The 16,377-nt window shown below is 73.8% G+C and carries 16 protein-coding genes; 6 read left to right on the top strand and 10 right to left on the bottom strand.

Annotation, left to right across the window (positions count from 1 at the left end):
• Positions 1 to 143 precede the first annotated feature (143 nt).
• Together ACIPSC_RS15875 and nagA are read left to right on the top strand one after the other, a co-directional pair.
• Positions 144 to 1,091, top strand: a complete 948-nt coding sequence (locus ACIPSC_RS15875) for an ROK family protein (protein WP_400826189.1) — start codon at positions 144 to 146, stop codon at positions 1,089 to 1,091.
• Complete coding sequence (gene nagA / locus ACIPSC_RS15870) at positions 1,088 to 2,260, top strand: N-acetylglucosamine-6-phosphate deacetylase (RefSeq protein ID WP_400826188.1); 1,173 nt, start codon at positions 1,088 to 1,090, stop codon at positions 2,258 to 2,260. The genes ACIPSC_RS15875 and nagA overlap by 4 nt, the downstream gene beginning before the upstream one ends.
• Before the next feature lie 71 nt (positions 2,261 to 2,331).
• Here the strand turns inward: nagA and ACIPSC_RS15865 are convergent, their stop codons facing one another.
• On the bottom strand, positions 2,332 to 3,309 hold the full coding sequence (locus ACIPSC_RS15865) for a hypothetical protein (protein ID WP_400826186.1): 978 nt from the start codon (positions 3,307 to 3,309) through the stop codon (positions 2,332 to 2,334).
• 142 nt (positions 3,310 to 3,451) lie between these two features.
• Positions 3,452 to 5,242, bottom strand: coding sequence for a diguanylate cyclase domain-containing protein (locus ACIPSC_RS15860; RefSeq protein ID WP_400826185.1), 1,791 nt, complete (start codon positions 5,240 to 5,242; stop codon positions 3,452 to 3,454).
• A 359-nt stretch (positions 5,243 to 5,601) separates the two neighbouring features.
• Here ACIPSC_RS15860 and ACIPSC_RS15855 point away from each other — a divergent pair, with 359 nt between their 5' ends.
• The gene (locus tag ACIPSC_RS15855) at positions 5,602 to 6,138 is read left to right on the top strand and encodes a flavin reductase family protein (protein ID WP_313765072.1); all 537 of its coding nucleotides are present in this window, start codon (positions 5,602 to 5,604) and stop codon (positions 6,136 to 6,138) included.
• A gap of 59 nt (positions 6,139 to 6,197) precedes the next feature.
• Here the strand turns inward: ACIPSC_RS15855 and arfB are convergent, their stop codons facing one another.
• The gene (gene arfB, locus ACIPSC_RS15850) at positions 6,198 to 6,629 is read right to left on the bottom strand and encodes an alternative ribosome rescue aminoacyl-tRNA hydrolase ArfB (protein ID WP_400826184.1); all 432 of its coding nucleotides are present in this window, start codon (positions 6,627 to 6,629) and stop codon (positions 6,198 to 6,200) included.
• 90 nt (positions 6,630 to 6,719) lie between these two features.
• Between arfB and ACIPSC_RS15845 the strand changes: the two genes are divergently transcribed.
• Both ACIPSC_RS15845 and ACIPSC_RS15840 read left to right on the top strand, forming a co-directional pair.
• On the top strand, positions 6,720 to 7,208 hold the full coding sequence (locus ACIPSC_RS15845; protein WP_400826182.1) for a hypothetical protein: 489 nt from the start codon (positions 6,720 to 6,722) through the stop codon (positions 7,206 to 7,208).
• Positions 7,209 to 7,332: 124 nt separating this feature from the next.
• Positions 7,333 to 7,908, top strand: a complete 576-nt coding sequence (locus tag ACIPSC_RS15840) for a TerD family protein (protein ID WP_313765070.1) — start codon at positions 7,333 to 7,335, stop codon at positions 7,906 to 7,908.
• Between the two features lie 157 nt (positions 7,909 to 8,065).
• Here ACIPSC_RS15840 and ACIPSC_RS15835 read toward each other — a convergent pair whose 3' ends face one another.
• From ACIPSC_RS15835 to ACIPSC_RS15805, 7 genes are all read right to left on the bottom strand, one after another.
• Entirely contained in the window at positions 8,066 to 9,259 is a 1,194-nt protein-coding gene (locus ACIPSC_RS15835) for a hypothetical protein (protein ID WP_400826180.1), read from the bottom strand.
• A 171-nt stretch (positions 9,260 to 9,430) separates the two neighbouring features.
• Positions 9,431 to 9,919: a DUF3180 domain-containing protein gene (locus ACIPSC_RS15830; RefSeq protein ID WP_400826179.1), complete on the bottom strand. Its 489-nt coding sequence runs from the start codon at positions 9,917 to 9,919 to the stop codon at positions 9,431 to 9,433.
• A 255-nt stretch (positions 9,920 to 10,174) separates the two neighbouring features.
• Complete coding sequence (folK, locus tag ACIPSC_RS15825; protein WP_400826177.1) at positions 10,175 to 10,774, bottom strand: 2-amino-4-hydroxy-6-hydroxymethyldihydropteridine diphosphokinase; 600 nt, start codon at positions 10,772 to 10,774, stop codon at positions 10,175 to 10,177.
• A 60-nt stretch (positions 10,775 to 10,834) separates the two neighbouring features.
• On the bottom strand, positions 10,835 to 11,194 hold the full coding sequence (folB, locus tag ACIPSC_RS15820) for a dihydroneopterin aldolase (protein WP_313767910.1): 360 nt from the start codon (positions 11,192 to 11,194) through the stop codon (positions 10,835 to 10,837).
• 245 nt (positions 11,195 to 11,439) lie between these two features.
• Complete coding sequence (locus ACIPSC_RS15815) at positions 11,440 to 11,922, bottom strand: nuclear transport factor 2 family protein (RefSeq protein ID WP_400826176.1); 483 nt, start codon at positions 11,920 to 11,922, stop codon at positions 11,440 to 11,442.
• A gap of 66 nt (positions 11,923 to 11,988) precedes the next feature.
• The gene (gene folP, locus ACIPSC_RS15810) at positions 11,989 to 12,855 is read right to left on the bottom strand and encodes a dihydropteroate synthase (protein WP_400826174.1); all 867 of its coding nucleotides are present in this window, start codon (positions 12,853 to 12,855) and stop codon (positions 11,989 to 11,991) included.
• A gap of 92 nt (positions 12,856 to 12,947) precedes the next feature.
• The gene (locus tag ACIPSC_RS15805) at positions 12,948 to 14,783 is read right to left on the bottom strand and encodes a phosphatidylglycerol lysyltransferase domain-containing protein (protein ID WP_400826173.1); all 1,836 of its coding nucleotides are present in this window, start codon (positions 14,781 to 14,783) and stop codon (positions 12,948 to 12,950) included.
• Positions 14,784 to 15,157: 374 nt separating this feature from the next.
• Here ACIPSC_RS15805 and ACIPSC_RS15800 point away from each other — a divergent pair, with 374 nt between their 5' ends.
• Entirely contained in the window at positions 15,158 to 16,318 is a 1,161-nt protein-coding gene (locus tag ACIPSC_RS15800) for an alpha/beta hydrolase (RefSeq protein WP_400826172.1), read from the top strand.
• Positions 16,319 to 16,377: the final 59 nt, after the last annotated feature.

The following is a 16,377-nucleotide window of genomic DNA, read 5'->3' as shown; positions in this document are numbered from 1 at the left end:
AACCGGGGCGAACCCGACCGTGCGGGGCGCACGCAAAGTGCCGCACACCACATGGATCTGCGACAAAGCTCACCCCAGTTGGACCAGACCAATCCGACAACTGGACTAGACCTCTCCGACCTGGCCAAGGGAAACTGTCCTCCGTGAAGCACGTCATCGCACTCGATGTAGGCGGCACCGGCATGAAGGCCGCGCTGCTCGCCCAGGACGGCTCCGTGCTGTTCGAAGCACGCCGACCGACCGGGCGGGAGCACGGCACGGAAGCCGTCGTCGCCGCCATCCTCGACTTCGCCGCCGACCTGGCGGACGAGGGCCGCAGCCGCTTCGGCGTCGCGCCGCTGGCGGCGGGGGTCGCCGTCCCGGGGACGATCGACGAGAAGAACGGCATCGCGGTCTTCTCGGCCAATCTCGGCTGGCGGGACCTCCCGCTGCGCGAGCTGCTGGGCACGCGCCTGGCCGGGCCGGGCGGCGCCGCGATGCCGGTCGCCCTCGGCCACGACGTGCGCTCGGGCGGCCTGGCCGAGGGCCGGCTCGGGGCCGGGCACGGTGTCGGCCGCTTCCTGTTCATCGCCCTCGGCACCGGCATCGCCGGCGCCATCGGCATCGACGGCCGGATCGAGGCCGGCGCCCACGGGTACGGCGGCGAGATCGGCCACGTCGTGGTCCGCCCGGGCGGGCCGCCCTGCGGCTGCGGCGCCCGCGGCTGCCTGGAGACCCTCGCCTCCGCCTCCGCCGTCTCCCGCGCCTGGGCCGGTGCCAGCGGGGACCCCGACGCCGACGCGGCATCCTGCGCCGTCGCGGTGGACGCCGGGGACGCCCGCGCGGTCGCGGTCTGGCAGCACGCGGTGGACGCCCTCGCGGACGGGATCGTGCTCGCCCAGAGCCTGCTCGACCCGTCCACCGTGATCGTCGGCGGCGGCCTCGCCGAGGCCGGCGACACCCTCTTCACCCCCCTGCGCGCGGCCGTCGCCGAGCGGCTGACCTTCCAGATGCCCCCCGAGGTCGTACCCGCCATGCTCAAAGACACCGCCGCATCCCTGGGCGCCGGACTGCTCGCCTGGGACCTGCTCTCGATGGAGGTGGCCGCGTGACTGTCGCGGACCGTACTGCACTGTCCGGCGCCCGGTTGGTCCTGCCGTCCGGGGTGGTCGAGGACGGCCGTCTGGTGGTGGAGGGCGCGGTGGTGGCCGGTGTCGGCGGCCCGGTGGCGCCGGGGGACCTCGATCTGTCGGGGTTCACGGTGGTGCCGGGGTTCGTGGACCTGCACGTGCACGGCGGTGGTGGTGCGTCGTACGCGTCGGGGGTCGCGGAGGAGGCGTTGCGGGTGGCGCGCACGCACCTGGAGCACGGCACGACGACGACGATGGCCTCGACGGTGACCGGGGAGATCGACGAGGTGGCGCGGCAGGCGGCGGTGCTGTCGGAGCTGGTGGAGGACGGCGTGCTGGCCGGGATCCACTTCGAGGGGCCGTTCATCTCGCACAACCGGTGCGGTGCGCACCGTCCGGACCTGTTGCGGGATCCGGATCCGGCGCTGGTGCGCAAGCTGGTGGACGCGGCGCGGGGGCAGGCGCGGATGGTGACGCTGGCGCCGGAGCTGCCGGGTGGGCTGGAGTCGGTGCGGATGCTGGCGGAGCTGGGGGTGGTGGCGGCGGTGGGGCACACCGACGCGGACTACGGGCGGACGCTGGAGGCGGTGGAGGCGGGGGCGACGGTGGCGACGCACCTGTTCAACGCGATGCCGGGGATCGCGCACCGGGCGCCGGGTCCGATCGTGGCGCTGCTGGAGGACGAGCGGGTCACGGTGGAGCTGATCAACGACGGGGTGCACCTGCATCCGTCGGTGCTGGATCTGGCGTACGGGACGGCGGGGGCGGCGCGGGTCGCGCTGATCACGGACGCGATGGGGGCGGCGGGGATGGGCGACGGGCTCTACCCGCTCGGCCCGCTCCAGGTCGAGGTCAAGGACGGCGTCGCCCGGCTGGTCGAGGGCGGCGCGATCGCCGGCTCCACGCTCACCCTGGACGTGGCCTTCAAGCGGTCCGTCACCGTCAACGGGCTCACCCTCGGGCAGGCCGTCGAATCGCTCTCCGCCACCCCGGCGCGGCTGCTCGGCCTCGCCGACCGGGTCGGCGCGCTGGAGCCCGGCAAGCAGGCCGACCTGGTCGTGCTCGACTCCGCGGGCTACGACCTGGTGGCCGTGATGCGCCGCGGCGAGTGGGTCGTCGGCGGCGACGCGTTCGCCCCGGTCGCGGCCTGACGCACCGACGGCGACGGCCGCCCGGTCCCCTCGTGTGGGGACCGGGCGGCCGTCGCCCGGTGCGGGGCGGATCAGGCCGCCTCCAGCACCACCTGGTCGATCAGGATCGTCCCGCCCGCCGGGCCGGAGATCGTGATGGTGTTCGCCCCCGCCTGCAGCGCCGGCGTTATGTACGTCGTGTACCAGGACGAGGCGGGCTCCTTGCCCGGCGAGTAGTTCCGGAAGGACAGCCCGCTCGGCCAGTCCTTGCCGTTCACGCTCGCCGCGGCCTTGACGTCGCCGCCCGGGTTGTTGAAGTGCACGGTGAACTTGTAGGTGCCGGCCGCGGCCACCTCGCCGGTCCAGCTGACCGAGCCGCCCGGCTGGAGCGTCAGGTAGCCGCCGTCCGCCGACTTGGCGCCCTTGACGGTGTTCCCGGTGGGCGCGTTCTGGCCCTGCAGCTGCGCCGCGTCGACCGCGCCCAGGGCGGACGCCCCGGAGGCGCCCGACGACGGCGAGGCGGAGCCGGAGGCCGCCGGGGTGCCGCCGGTCGTGCTGCTCGGGGCCGGCGGCGCGGCGGTCTGGGTGGCGCTCTTGGCGCTCTTCTCGCCGCCGTCCGGGTCCCCGGTGGACAGCGCGATGCCGGCGCCGATCGCGATGGCCGCGACCACCGCCACCGCGCCGATCACCGCACCCTTGCTCCGGCCGCTGCTCGGGCGCTCCTCCCCCGGCTGCGGCCGGGAGTGCTCGGCGTACCGGGCCTGCTGGGCGGGCGCACCGCCGAACTCGGCCTGCGGCGGGTACGGGCGGCCCTGCGGGTGGCCCGGCTGCTGCGGCGGGTACGGCTGCTGGCGTTGCTGCGGGTAGGGGTGCTGCCCGTACTGCGCCCGACCGACCTCCATCGGGCGGCTGTACGGCGTGCGCGGCACGCCCTGCTGCGGCTCGGCCGACTGCGCGGCGCTGCCGTCGGCCGGACGGTAGAGGTAGCCGAAGGGGTCGTCGTCCTGCGGGGCACCGCCCTCCGGGCCCTCGGGCACTCCGTTGCTGCCGGCGGTCGTCACGGTGGTCAACTCCCCCATCGCGGTCGCGCCGCCTGGCAGCCGTGCCGGCGGCGCTCCTGGTGTCGCTCGTACCCGGGCACCCTACCTGCCACCTCGGGTCCTCCGAAAAGAACCCTTGACAACTCGCCGGTAGCTTTGTCCGGGCGCGCCGCTATCCGGCCCGCCGGTGCGAGCGTTCGCCGCGCGCTCCGCGCACCGCGCCGCCCCGCGCCCGCTTCTCGTCGTACATCCGCTCGTCGGCCGTGTGCAGCACCTCTTCGATGCTCATCCCGCAGCCCGCCCAGCCGATGCCGAGGCTGACGCCGACCCGCATCGCCCGGCCGTCGATCCGCATCGGCGGGATGATCGCGTTGCGCAGCCGGTGGGCGAGGTCCTTGGCCTCCTCCCGCCCGATGCCGTCGGCCAGCACCACGAACTCGTCGCCGCCGAGCCGGGCCACCGTGTCGCCGTCCCGGACGGCCTGGCTGAGCCGGCGGGCCACCTCGACCAGGACGGCGTCGCCGGCGTTGTGGCCGAACCGGTCGTTGATCGACTTGAACCCGTCCAGGTCACAAAAAATGACGGCGAGGCCCTTGTCCGCCGGCGCGGCCCCGCCCGAGCGGAAGGGACCGGACCAGACGTCGCCGCCGGCGGCGTGGTCGGCCGGGACCACCGCGTGCACGTGCTCGCCGTAGCCGAGCGGGGCGTCGGGCGCGGCCGGCAGCGGGTAGCCCTCGGCGCCGTAGTGGTGCACCGGCTCGGCGCGAAGCTCCGCGCCGTCCGGGCCGTCGAACCCGCCGTAGAGGTCGGCCGGGTAACCGCCGTACGGCTGCGGGTACGCCCCGTCGCCGGGCCCGGCGACGGCGCCCGCGGTCTGCGGCTCGGGGCAGAGCCGCCGGGCCAGCCGGGCCTTCAGCTCGGCGCTGTTCGGGAGGCCGGTCAGCGCGTCGTGGCTGGCCCGGTGGGCGAGCTGGAGCTCGTGCCGCTTGCGGTCCTCGATGTCCTCGACGTGGGTGAGCAGGAAGCTCGGCCCCTCCGCCGCGTCGGCGACGATCGAGTTGCGCAGACAGACCCACTGGTAGCCGCCGTCGCGCCGGGACAGGCGCAGTTCGGCCCGGCCGCTCTCGGCGCTGGTGCGCTCCAGCAGGGCCCGGTCGTCGGGGTGGACGAGGTCGGCGAAGCTCTGCTGGCGCAGCACCGCCCGCGGGCGGCCGAGCAGCCGGCAGAGCGCGTCGTTCACCCTGGTCAGCTGGCCGCGCCCGGCGCCGTGCAGTTCGGTGATGGCCATCCCGCTGGGCGCGTACTCGAAGGCCTGGCGGAAGCTCTCCTCGCTGGCCCGCAGCGCCTGCTGCTCCTTCTCCAGGCGGGCCAGCGCGCGCTGCATCTCGGCCCGCAGCCGGGCGTTGCCGATCGCGATCGAGGCCTGCAGCGAGAACATCTCCAGCGCCTCGCGGGTCCACGCCCCGGGCCGTTTGCCACTGCGCGGGCGGTCCACCGAGAGGACGCCGAGCAGGTCGCCGCCGGCGCTGTACATCGGGGCGAGCAGGCCGTCGGCGGGGTGCCAGTCGTTGGCGTAGACCGGCATCGGACCGTCGCCGATCCAGCGCGGGATGTCGCTGGCCACGGCCCAGCCGCGGTCGTAGGGGAGGAAGCGGAGCGTGCCCCAGTGGTCGCTGACACCGAGCAGCCGGTCCCAGGACTCGCGCGAGCCGACCTGCCCGAGCAGTACGGAGGGGCCGCCCATGGCGCTCTCCTCCAGCTCCCAGACGGCCGCCACCACCAGGTCGCCGTCCGGCCGGACCAGGCTCACCGCGGCGGCGTCGAAACCGAGCCCGTGCACCGCACCCTCGACGACGGCCTGCAGCGTGCCCGCCAGGCTGCGGGCAGCGTTGAGGTCCGCCACGACCCGGTGCAAGGTGCGGAGGGTCGCGAGACGGACGTAGGGCTCCGACTCGGCTTCCATGCGGGGGCTCCCCGGCTGCTTCGGATAGTTCTTGAATGGTTATCGTCCGATTGCCAGAAGAACTGAATCACAGGGAGCACAGCGTTCGGCACGCTCGGTCAGCAATAGGCCGCCACTTGTGACTTAAATCACACGAGACTTATGCGCCTTTATTCAGCTCATCTGCCCCAGAGCGGGACATTAGGCTTTATCGGAACATTTCCGGTGGTCGGCCGCATTGGTCACGCACTGAAGCCGCCGGACGGCCGGCAGGCCCCCTGCCTTCACTCCTGGGGGTGAGCGCGGCCGGGAACCGTAACTTCTGCGCCGCTGGTCCTACGACCACGGCCCGATGCCGTTCACGGCCGGCGCCGACTACCGTGCGGTACGTGTACTCGTCCCCGCAGCCGGAAGCTGCCACCCAAGCCACGCCCGATGAGTTCCGGGCGGCACTCTCCCAGCTCGCTTCGGGCGTGAGCCTGGTGACCGTCCACGACCCGGACGACGGCGAGGACGTCGGCATGACCGCGACGTCGTTCCTGTCGGTGTCGCTGGAGCCGCCGCTGGTGCTGATCTCGGTCCGCGAGGACTCCCGGATGGACGAGGTGCTCTCCCGCGCCGAGACCTGGGCGGTCTCGCTGCTCTCCGAGGAGCAGAAGGCGCTCGGCTCGCGGTTCGCCATGAAGGGCCGGCTCAGCGACCGGCTGCTGTTCGCCGACGCGCCGCACCACCGCGGCCCGTTCAGCGGGGCGCCGCTGATCGACGGCGCGCTCGCCACCGTCGAGTGCCGCACCGAGCAGCGGATACCCGCCGGTGACCACACCCTGCTGCTGGGCCGCGTCCTGGAGGCCGTGGTGCCCGACCCGGGCGGCCGCCCGCTCCTCTACTTCCGCGGCGGCTACCGGCAGCTCGGCTGAGCAGCCGGCCGGTGCGGACGGCGGCTAGGTCCTGTCCGGCCGATCTTGCCGGACAGGACCTAGTCGCCGCGCGGCGACCGCCGCCCCTGCTTGAGCTCGGAGCGGTGCCGCTTGTTGGACAGCCGCCGCTCGACCATGCCGCGGCTGGGCTTCGTCGCCCGGCGGGCCTTCGGCGGCGGCGCGGTGGCCTCGCCCAGCAGCGACGCCAGCCGGGCCGCGGCGACCTCGCGGTTGCGCCACTGCGAGCGGTGCTCGGAGGCGCGCACCACCAGCACCCGGCCGTCGACCAGGCGCCCGGCCAGCCGCTCCAGGGCGCGCTGCTTCCACACCTCGGGCAGCGCCTCGGAGGCCGCCAGGTCGTAGCGCAGCTCGACCTGGGTGTCGGAGGTGTTGACGTGCTGGCCACCGGGGCCGGAGGATCGGGAGAAGCGCCAGACGAGCTCGGCGTCGGGGACGACCACCGACCCCCGTACGCGGATGGGCTCGGGCATGCGTCCATCATCCCGTGCCCCGGTGGCGCCGGTCACCCGGTTTATCCCCGGCGTTCATCCCCGGCGCCCGCAGCCCCGACAATGGCCTGTGTGATCGACCTCGGCTACTCCCTCTCCAACCGCTTCCCGGACCCCCCGCAGACGGACTACCGGACCGCCTCGGTCCAGTCGCTGCGGTACGACCTCTTCTGCGGCGACGTCTACCTGGAATCCGACGGCGCCGAGGTGTCCACGGCCTGGGGATGGGTGCCGGTCCTCGACTTCGCCTGGGCGCTGTGCGACATCGCCGAGCAGCTCGACCGGGATCCGGACGGCAACCGCTCCGCCCGGGTGCAGACCGCCGACCTCGACTTCACCCAGAACACCGAGCTGCTGCGGTTCGCCCGCCGGTTCAACTGGGTCGAGGTCAGCGCCACCTGGCTGCCGGACGAGGAGCCGGTCGTGGTCCGCCACAGCGACCTGCGGCGCGAGGCCCGCGACTTCCTGCAGGACACCCTGGCCGACCTCTTCGACATGCACCCCGATCTGGCCGACAATCCCAACGTCTGGTCGCTGCAGGGCCGATTCCGGAGAATCTGACCCGCCGTCGACCGGTCGTTGCCCGATCCGGCCGCGACCCCGAGAATCTGGCGGGGAGCGTGGAACCAAGCCCACGCTCTCCCGCGTTATCCCGGGCACAAGCAACGAAGGGACAGCACACACCATGCCAGTGAGCCTCTCCAAGGGTGGCAACGTCTCGCTGACCAAGGAGGCCCCCGGCCTGTCCTCGGTCACCGTCGGCCTCGGCTGGGACGTCCGCACCACGACCGGTGCCGAGTTCGACCTCGACGCCAGCGCGATCGTGCTGAACGCGGACGGCAAGGTGCTGTCCAACGGCCACTTCGTCTTCTTCAACAACACCAGCACCCCGGACAACACGGTCGTCCACACCGGTGACAACCGCACCGGCGAGGGTGCCGGCGACGACGAGGCGATCAACGTCAACCTGGCCGGCCTGCCGGCCGAGGCCGTCAAGATCACCTTCCCGGTCTCGATCTACGACGCCGTGGCCCGGTCGCAGAACTTCGGCCAGGTCCGCAACGCCTACATCCGCGTGATCAACGCGGCCGGCGGCGCCGAGATCGCCCGCTACGACCTCTCCGAGGACGCCGCCACCGAGACCGCCATGATCTTCGGCGAGCTCTACCGCAACGGCGCCGAGTGGAAGTTCCGCGCCGTCGGCCAGGGCTACGCCTCCGGCCTCGCGGGCATCGCCCAGGACTTCGGCGTCCAGCTCTGACACGGCTCTGACGCGGCTGCGCCGCGTGAAGCGCCCGGCCCCACTCCGTCAGGGGCCGGGCGCTTCGTCGTTCCCGGCCGCCCGGAACGCACCTCGGCGCGGGGAGCCGGGCGGCTCCCCGCGCCGAGGGCTGCGGTGACGGATCAGCGGTGAGGGGTCAGCGCGAGGCGCGCAGCTCCGGGAGCTGGATCAGCTCGGTCTCGTCGTCCGGCGTCAGGTCGACCACCTCCGGGGCGGTCTCCTCCGCCGCCCGGTCCGGGGCCCCGGCCGGTGCCCCGTCCCGGTCCCCGCCCTTCGCCCGGTGCTGCGCCGCGACCGCCTCGTCCCCGACCACGTCCGCCAGGTCGGCGCGCTCGCCGAGCTCGGCGACGCTGCCGACGGCCGGCGCCGGGGCCGCGGGCCGGGCCGCCGCGCCGGAGGTGCGCCCGAAGAAGCTGAAGTTGCGGCCGGCCCCGGGCTGGGCCGGACGCGGCCGCTGCCGCTCGACGGACGCCACGGGCACGGCCGGCGGGCCGCCCAGCTGACCGACCGTCGCCGTCAGCGCCGGCCGGACCGGGGCCGCGGGGGCCGCCACCGCGGGCTTGGCCGCCGCCGGCACGGGCACCGCGGGGGCCGCAGGGGCCGGAGCCATCGGGGCCGGAGCGGCGGCCGGGGCCGGGGCCGCGGGGGCGAGGGCCACCGGGGCGGCAGGAACGACGGGCGCGGGCACCGGCGCGGGCACTGCCACGGAAGCCGGCGCGGCCGCCGGAACGGGCGCCGTGCGGGCCCGCAGGGCGAGCTCCGCCCCGGCCGCGCGCTCGCGCCGCTCCTGCGCCGCCGCCGCACGCCGCTCCAACTGCCGCAGCACGGACGCGGCACGCACGAACGCGGCCGGGCTCGCCGGGTACTTGGGGCGGCTCGCCGCGAGCGCCCGCTGGGCCGCCTCGGCCTCCTTGAGCGCCTGCTCGGCGACCATCACGGCACGCTCGCGCAGCAGCCGGGCGATCTCCGTCTCGGCCTTCGCCAGCCGCGACTTCTCCGCCGTCAGCCGGCGCCCGAAACGGGTGGCCCGCTCCTCGGCCACCTCCGCCGCGTACTCGGCCTCGGCGAGCTGCTCCTCGAAGCGCTCCTCGGCCCGCAGCCGCTGGGCGACGGAGACCTCGGCGGCCGCCCGGGCGGCCCGGTCGCGCTGGCGCAGCAGCACCGCGATCCCGAGCGCGGCGAGCACCGCCGCGACGCCCATCGAGCGGACCAGGATGGTGTCCTGACTGAACAGCAGCGCGGCCACCGCGGCGACGATGAGCACGCCGGCCGCAGTGGGGGGAAGGACCCGGCCGAGGAAGGAGGAATGACGGTGGCGTCCGCGAGACATGCCAAGAAACTAGCGTGCGAATTGGGGCCGTGTCAGCCCAGGGTCGGCTTTGGCCCTTGACACCGCAGAAGCCGTACCGCACGTGTCCGGGCCCTTACCCGTGATCACGGCCGGCCCCGCCGGGCCCTGTCCGGCCGATCCTGCCGGGCGCACGGAGCGACGGGACAGGACCTACCGGTGCGTGGCCGCCGGCCCGCTCGGGTCGTCGTGGTCCTCCGGCAGCTTGCAGACGTGCTGCAGCCAGAGCGCCGCCGCGATCACCGCGGCACCGGCCAGCACCGCGAAGCCGGCCGTGACGGCCTGGTCCTTGCGGGCCGGCACGTCGAGCTCGCCGAGCAGGTAGATCCCCGCCCCGGCGTAGATGCCGGTGACCACCGCCGCGACCAGCGCGCTCGCCTGCCCCAGCACCACCGCGCGGGCCGCACCGATCGGGTCGACCCGCTTGGCGCCGGGCTGCCGCTCGCGCGCCGCCTTCAGCCGGGAGCGCAGCGAGATCGCCGTGGCGAGCAGGATCACCGCCACCGCCGCCAGCACCACCGGCGCCGCGCCGGGAACGGCGGGCAGCGTGTCCAGGGAGGCCCACAACTTGGCGCCGGCCCAGGACAGCGCCGTCGTCGCGGCGGTGATGCCGACCAGCAGGCGGAGGCGAAGCAGCTTCACTCGGACGTGGTCCTTCCGGGTACCAGAGTCGGGCGGCCGGGGCCCGCTCCCCGGCCCGGCGGGCGGGAGGCGCCCCGGTCCGGCGGCGGGCGGGGGCTGGGTACGACGGCGCCAGGCCACCGTACCGGGCCGGCCCCGACGGGCACCCTCGTGCGGGCCGGACACCTACTCGTACGGCCGGGCCCCCGCCCGAGTTCCCGGGCCCGCACCGCTCCCGGGCTCCGGTCACCCCGGGCGGGCCCCGGCCGTGCGGTCCTACTCCGGCAGCGTCAGCCGGATGTCGTCGCGCCGGCGGACGCCCTGGGCGTCCGCGCCGCCGAGCGCGTCCAGCAGCGCGCCGACCCCGCCGTGGCCGGGCAGCTCGGCCTCCGGCTGGGCGTCCAGCCAGGGGGCGAGCACGAACGCCCGCTCGTGCGAGCGCGGGTGCGGCAGCAGCAGCTGCGGGTCGTCGCTGGTGACGCCCTCGTAGGCGAGGATGTCGACGTCCAGGGTGCGCGGGCCCCAGCGGACGGTGCGGACGCGGCCGAAGGCGTCCTCGATCGCGTTGCCGCGCTCCAGCAGGTCGTGCGGCGGCAGCGAGGTGCGCAGCACCACCACCGCGTTGTAGTAGTTGGGCTGCTCGTCCGGGCCGCCTACGGCCTCGGTCTCGTACACGGCGGAGACGGCCTTGATCCGGAGCCCGGGGGTGTCGGCCAGGGCGTCCACGGCGCCCTGGAGGGTGTCCAGGCGGTTGCCGAGGTTGGAGCCGAGGGCGATCACCGCGCAGCGCTGGCCGTGCAGCGTGGTGTCGGCCGAGTCCACCCGGCGCTCCAGGTCGAACGTGCTCGGCGAGGCGGTCGGGTCGCTGGTGCTCATCGGGCGTCCTCTACAGCAGAAAGGCGGGCTTGACGGCGGGAACGGGGCGCACGGCAGCGGTCATGCGCGGCCCCGGTGGATGGTCACGGTCACGTCGTCGAACGGCACGGTGATCGGGGCGTCCGGCTTGTGCACGGTCACCTCGACCTCCTCCACCGCCGCGTGCTTCAGGCACTGGTCGGCGATGCGCTGCGCCAGGGTCTCGATCAGGTCCACCGGCTCGCCGGCGATGATCGCGGTGACCTCCTCGGCCACGATGCCGTAGTGCGCCGTGCGGGTGAGGTCGTCGCCGGACGCGGCGGGGCGGGTGTCCAGGTACAGCACGAGGTCCACCACGAAGGTCTGGCCCTCGACGCGCTCACGCTCGAAGACGCCGTGGTGGCCCCGGGCACGCAGACCCCGCAGGGTGACGCGGTCCAGCAAACGAATCACTGCTCCCAGTCGGACGGGCCCTGCCCCGGTCGAGGCGGGCAGGCAGGTCGAAGGCGGGCGTCGCGCCCGCCACTCCGTTTCGAATCTACCTGCGAGCGCGGACAACGCCTGACCGTCCTACCCGGCACGAACCGTCGCCACGCGCACCGAAATGGCGATTGACGTGAACGTTCGGTGACCGTCCGGAAATTCCCGGGCGACCGTCGGGAGCCCATTTCCCGACGGCTCCCGGATCAGTCCTCGTCGTCCTCGTCGCCGCTGGTCAGCACCGGTGACCCGTGGTGGGACCAGAGCTTCCAGCCGGCCGGCGTCCGGCGGAAGAGATTGGTCGAGACGACCTTTCCGCCGACCAGCGGACCGAGCTCGCCCTCCTCCTCCGCCTCACCACCCGAAAGGATGTTCTCGGTGCACGTGACAAGAGCCACATCACCGTGAACCTCGGCCTCGACGTCGGTCAGGATGAACTGGATGTACTCGGTGTTCGCCATGATCAGCATGTACGAGCGGGTCACCTGTGCCCGTCCGCGCAGCACCGGCCAGCCGGGGTGCACGCACACCACGCCGCCCTTGTCGTCGGCCTCGGCGGCCCCCAGCCAGGCGTCCTCGACCGCCTCCAGATCGCCGTTTTCGAGCGCCTCGTAGAGCGCCCGGTTGGCCTCCAGGACGGCCTCCACGTCCGCCTCCCGGGCCCGCTGTCCCGCGGTCTCTCCGCTCAACCTGCCGTCACCTGCCACAGACCCTCCCGTCTCGCCCTCCGTGCCCGCCGTCGGGCCGGAGGGTCCCTACCGGGCCGCGCGCTGCCAGGCCGCGACCACCCGCACGGCGTCCGCCGTGCCCGACACGTCGTGCACCCGCACCGCCCAGGCCCCCGCCTGTGCCGACAGCACCGACACCGCGGCGGTCGCGTCGTCGCGCTCCCGCGCCGGACGCAGCTCCCCGGTTTCCGGGTCGGCGAGCAGCGTACCCAGGAACCGCTTGCGCGATGCGGCGACGAGGACGGGACGGCCGAGCCCGGTGATCGCGTCCAGCCGGCCGAGCAGGGCCCAGTTGTGCGCGGGGGTCTTGGCGAAGCCCAGGCCCGGGTCCAGGATCAGCTGCTCCTCCTTGACGCCGGCCGCCAGCAGGGCGTCCGTCCGGGCGGTGAGCTCGGCGACCACGTCGGCGACCACGTCGTCGTAGACGGCCAGCCGGTCCATGTCGGCGGACTGCCCGCGCCAGTGCATCACCACGAAGGGGACGCCGGTCTCGGCCACCACCCGGGCCATCGCCGGGTCGGCCAGCCCGCCCGAGACGTCGTTGACGATCCGGGCGCCTGCCGCCACCGCCTGTTCGGCGACCGAGGCGCGCATGGTGTCGACGGAGACCACCACCCCGGCGTCGGCGAGCTCGCGGACCACCGGGAGCACCCGGCCCAGCTCCTCCTCCTCGGGCACCCGCGCCGAGCCGGGGCGGGTGGACTCGCCGCCGACGTCCACCAGGTCCGCGCCGCGGGCCCGCAGCGCCAGGCCGTGCGCGATGGCGCGGGCGGGGTCGTGCCACATCCCGCCGTCCGAGAAGGAGTCGGGGGTCACGTTGACGACGCCCATCACGGCGCAGCGGTCGAGCCGCGGCAGCCCGGCCGGCAGGGAGAAGGACAGCGAATCGCTCATAAACCCCATTATCGAACCGGACCCCGGTCGGAGGAGTTCCGACCGGGGTCCGGTGCGTGGTCGAGCGGCGCGCGGCCGTGGCGGCGCGCCGGTCAGGCGGCCTCGGTGACCTCCGGGCGCGGGGCCGGCATCAGGCCCTCGCGCTGCGGCTTGCGGCCGAAGCGCGGCATGCCGAGCGTGATGAAGGCCTCGGCCTGCATCGCGGCGAAGCCGATCCGGGGCAGGTCCCGGGTGTTCGGGAAGACCAGGAAGCGCGGCTCCCACTGCGGCTGGAACTTGGCGTTGAACTTGTAGAGCGACTCGATCTGGAACCAGCGCGAGAGGAAGACCAGGAGCCCGCGCCAGGCGCGCAGCACCGGGCCCGCGCCGATCCGCTCGCCGCGCGCCAGCGCGGAGCGGAACATCGCGAAGTTGAGCGACACCCGGCGGATGCCCATCTCCGGCACCGCCTGCAGCGCGGCCACGATCAGCAGCTCGTTCAGGCCCGGGTCGGCGGCGCGGTCGCGGCGCATCAGCTCCAGCGAGATGCCGTCCGGCCCCCAGGGGACGAAGTGCAGCACGGCCTTCAGGTCGTCGCCCTCCTCGCCCTCCTCCGGCGCCTTGTGGGCGGTGACCACGACGCAGGCGTCGTCCAGCGGGTCGCCGAAGCGGCCCAGCGCCATCGAGAAGCCGCGCTCGGTGTCGGTGCCGCGCCAGCGGGCGGCCGCGTCGGCGATCCGGTACTTCTCCTCCAGGGTCAGATCGGAGACCCGGCGCACCTGGCAGGAGTAGCCGTTGCGCTCGATCCGCTTGACCATCTGGCGGACGTTGCGCATCGCCCGGCCGGAGAGCGAGAAGCTCTCCGTGTCGACGATCGCCTCGTCGCCCAGCTCCAGCGCGTCCAGGCCCGCCTCGCGGGTCCAGACCTCGCCGCCGACCTCGCTGCAGCCCATCACGGCCGGCACCCAGGCGTGCTCACGGGCCTCGGCCATGAAGGTCTTGATCGCACCGGGCCAGGCCTCGACGTCCCCGACCGGGTCGCCGGAGGCCAGCATCACGCCGGAGACCACGCGGTAGGAGATCGCCGCCTTGCCGGAGGGGGAGAACAGCACGCTCTTGTCGCGGCGCAGCGCGAAGTAGCCGAGCGAGTCCCGCTCGCCGTGGCGGTCGAGCAGGCCGCGGACCTTCTCCTCGTCCTCGGCGGTCAGCTCCGGCTTGGGCTTCTCCGGGCGCAGCGCCAGGTAGGCGGTGGTGAGCGCGGTGATCAGGCCCATCCCGCCGAGCAGGTAGGCGACCAGGTCGGAGACCCGGTCCGAGGTGTAGCCGAGCGGTCCTTCGAAGCCGAACAACCCGTACCCGACATGCTCCAGCCGGTGCAGCAGGCCTGGGTCGCCGAGCTCGTACTTGGTCCGGGTGGAGACGACCAGCAGGCCGAGCAGCAGGCTGACGGTGCCCATCACGACCAGGTTGACGAGCGCCCGCCAGCGGGTGCGCGGGTCGGCCTTGGCGTAGAACTCGCGCCGGTGCACGAGCATCACGACGAAGAGCACCAGCGAGACGACCGCCGGGCCGATCTGGTGCCAGCGCAGGACGTGCAGTGCCACGCCGACCGGCAGCAGCACGCAGACCGCCCGCCATGCGCGCCGCTTGCGGCGGCGCAGGGCGTGGGCGAGCAGCACCAGCAGCAGGCCGACCATCAGCGTCCCGGCCGCGGCCAGGGTGGTGGTGCCGCCGGGCAGCTGCCCGGCGAAGTCGTGCACCTTGGTGTGCCGGAGCTTGGGGAACACCGCGCTGGCGATGTCCACCAGACCGATCAGCAGGCAGGCGTAACCGACCGCGCCGGGGAGCCAGGCCCTCGGTACGGCGGCCGCTTGGGTACGAAGCGTCTGCAGGCCCCGGCGGCGCGGCGGCTGCTCGGGGCTCGGCTCAACGGACACGGGAACGCTCATGGAAGCTCAGCGTAGAGGCTGCGGTGCGCAGTCCTGCCACTCCGGGGGAGGAGTTGTGAGGGACCTTCATGCCTTTTCCTTCATCGAGCAATGCGCACACCAAGGAACGGGAAACGGTCGGTAAACCGGCCCCGGGTGGGCGCTGCGATTGAGCCGTGGGTGGGAGCCGAAGCCCCGTGCCGCGTGGCGCGACGAGCCCCTGCGTACGCGGTACGTACGGTGGACGCCGCATTCTAGGGCGCCGGTTGCGCCGACTCCTCCCCGCCCTCCCGCCCCGCCCCGGCGCCCGGACAGCCTAGCCGCGATGGCCGCGGCTGACGGACCGCCAGACGATGAAGCCTGCACCGACAGTGTCCCACCGGAAGGCCGACGGCATGGAACTGACCAGCGACGCGCTGGTGAACTCGCTGCTCGCACTCGGGGCGGCGGCCCTGCTCGCGACGCTCTGGCTCTGGCCGCGGCTGGCCCGCCAACGCCCCCTACCGGTGCTCGGCCGGATCGGACTCCTGACGGTGACCCAGGTCTCGGTGCTGGCCGTGCTCGCGCTGTCGGTCAACAACTCCTTCGGCTTCTACACCTCTTGGGACGACCTGTTCAGCCCCGGCGGCGCCAAGCTGGCCCTCACCAGCAACGAGAACCACCACGGCGGCACCCCGGTCTCCGACGCGCCGATCCAGCCGACCGACGAGGGCGGCCTGGAGACCATCACCGACCTGCCGAAGGGCCCCCCGGAGGAGGTCGGCAAGATCGAATCGGTCCGGGTCACCGGGAAGGAGACCGGCCTCTCCGACCAGATGTTCGTCTACCTGCCCCCGGAGTACTTCGACCCGAAGCTCTCCATGGTCCGCTTCCCCGTGTTGCTGGCCCTCTCCGGCTACCCCGGCACCACCCAGCACCTGGTGAAGGAGCTGGCCCTGCCGCAGACCGCCTGGGAGCTTCGCAAGGCCGGGAAGCTGACGCCCTCGATCATCGTGATGGCCCGCCCGGCCGTCGTCTCGCCGCGCAACACCGAGTGCGTGGACGTCCCAGGCGGGCCGCGCACCGAGACCTGGTTCGCCAAGGACGTCCCCGACGCGCTGCGCGCGACCTACCGGACCAGCCGCTCCGCCTCCTCCTGGGGCGTGCTCGGCTACTCCACCGGCGGCAGCTGCGCCCTGCGGCTGGCGATGCGCTTCCCCGACGTCTTCGGCAACGGGACGGGCATGCACGGCGACTTCAAGGTGGTCGAGGACCAGTTCACCGGCGACAGCCTCTTCGGCGGCGACCGGGCGCTGGCCGACCAGAGCGACCTCTCCTGGCGGCTGCAGAACCTCCCGGCGCCGAACCTCTCGCTGATGGTGATCAGCACCCGCAAGGAGACCGACTACCCCGACACGGTGAAGTTCGTCGACCTCGCCGAGAAGGTGGCCGCGACCAACCCGCAGTTCAAGGTCGAGTCGCTGTACCTGGACGACGGGGGCCACAATTTCGACAGCTGGGTGCGAGAGCTGCCCGCCGCCCTGGAGTGGATGAGCGCCCGGCTCACCTGGAACTGAGCGGCGGCGCGACGGCCGGCCGGGCCGCCGGGCGGGTGATTACCGGCCGGTCGGCGGGC

Source organism: Kitasatospora sp. NPDC090091 (assembly GCF_044747365.1).
In the GTDB taxonomy this organism is placed as follows: domain Bacteria; phylum Actinomycetota; class Actinomycetes; order Streptomycetales; family Streptomycetaceae; genus Kitasatospora.
This window is presented reverse-complemented; position numbering and strand designations above follow the sequence as displayed.

Bases quoted from the DNA above. Each gene is read 5' to 3' on its own strand.
- ACIPSC_RS15800 (WP_400826172.1), top strand. From the start codon at position 15,158: ATGGAACTGACCAGCGACGCGCTGGTGAACTCGCTGCTCGCACTCGGG.
- arfB (WP_400826184.1), bottom strand. From the start codon at position 6,629: ATGCCCGAGCCCATCCGCGTACGGGGGTCGGTGGTCGTCCCCGACGCC.
- folK (WP_400826177.1), bottom strand. From the start codon at position 10,774: ATGAGCACCAGCGACCCGACCGCCTCGCCGAGCACGTTCGACCTGGAG.
- ACIPSC_RS15840 (WP_313765070.1), top strand. From the start codon at position 7,333: ATGCCAGTGAGCCTCTCCAAGGGTGGCAACGTCTCGCTGACCAAGGAG.
- ACIPSC_RS15805 (WP_400826173.1), bottom strand. From the start codon at position 14,783: ATGAGCGTTCCCGTGTCCGTTGAGCCGAGCCCCGAGCAGCCGCCGCGC.
- ACIPSC_RS15835 (WP_400826180.1), bottom strand. From the start codon at position 9,259: ATGTCTCGCGGACGCCACCGTCATTCCTCCTTCCTCGGCCGGGTCCTT.
- folP (WP_400826174.1), bottom strand. From the start codon at position 12,855: ATGAGCGATTCGCTGTCCTTCTCCCTGCCGGCCGGGCTGCCGCGGCTC.
- ACIPSC_RS15860 (WP_400826185.1), bottom strand. From the start codon at position 5,242: ATGGAAGCCGAGTCGGAGCCCTACGTCCGTCTCGCGACCCTCCGCACC.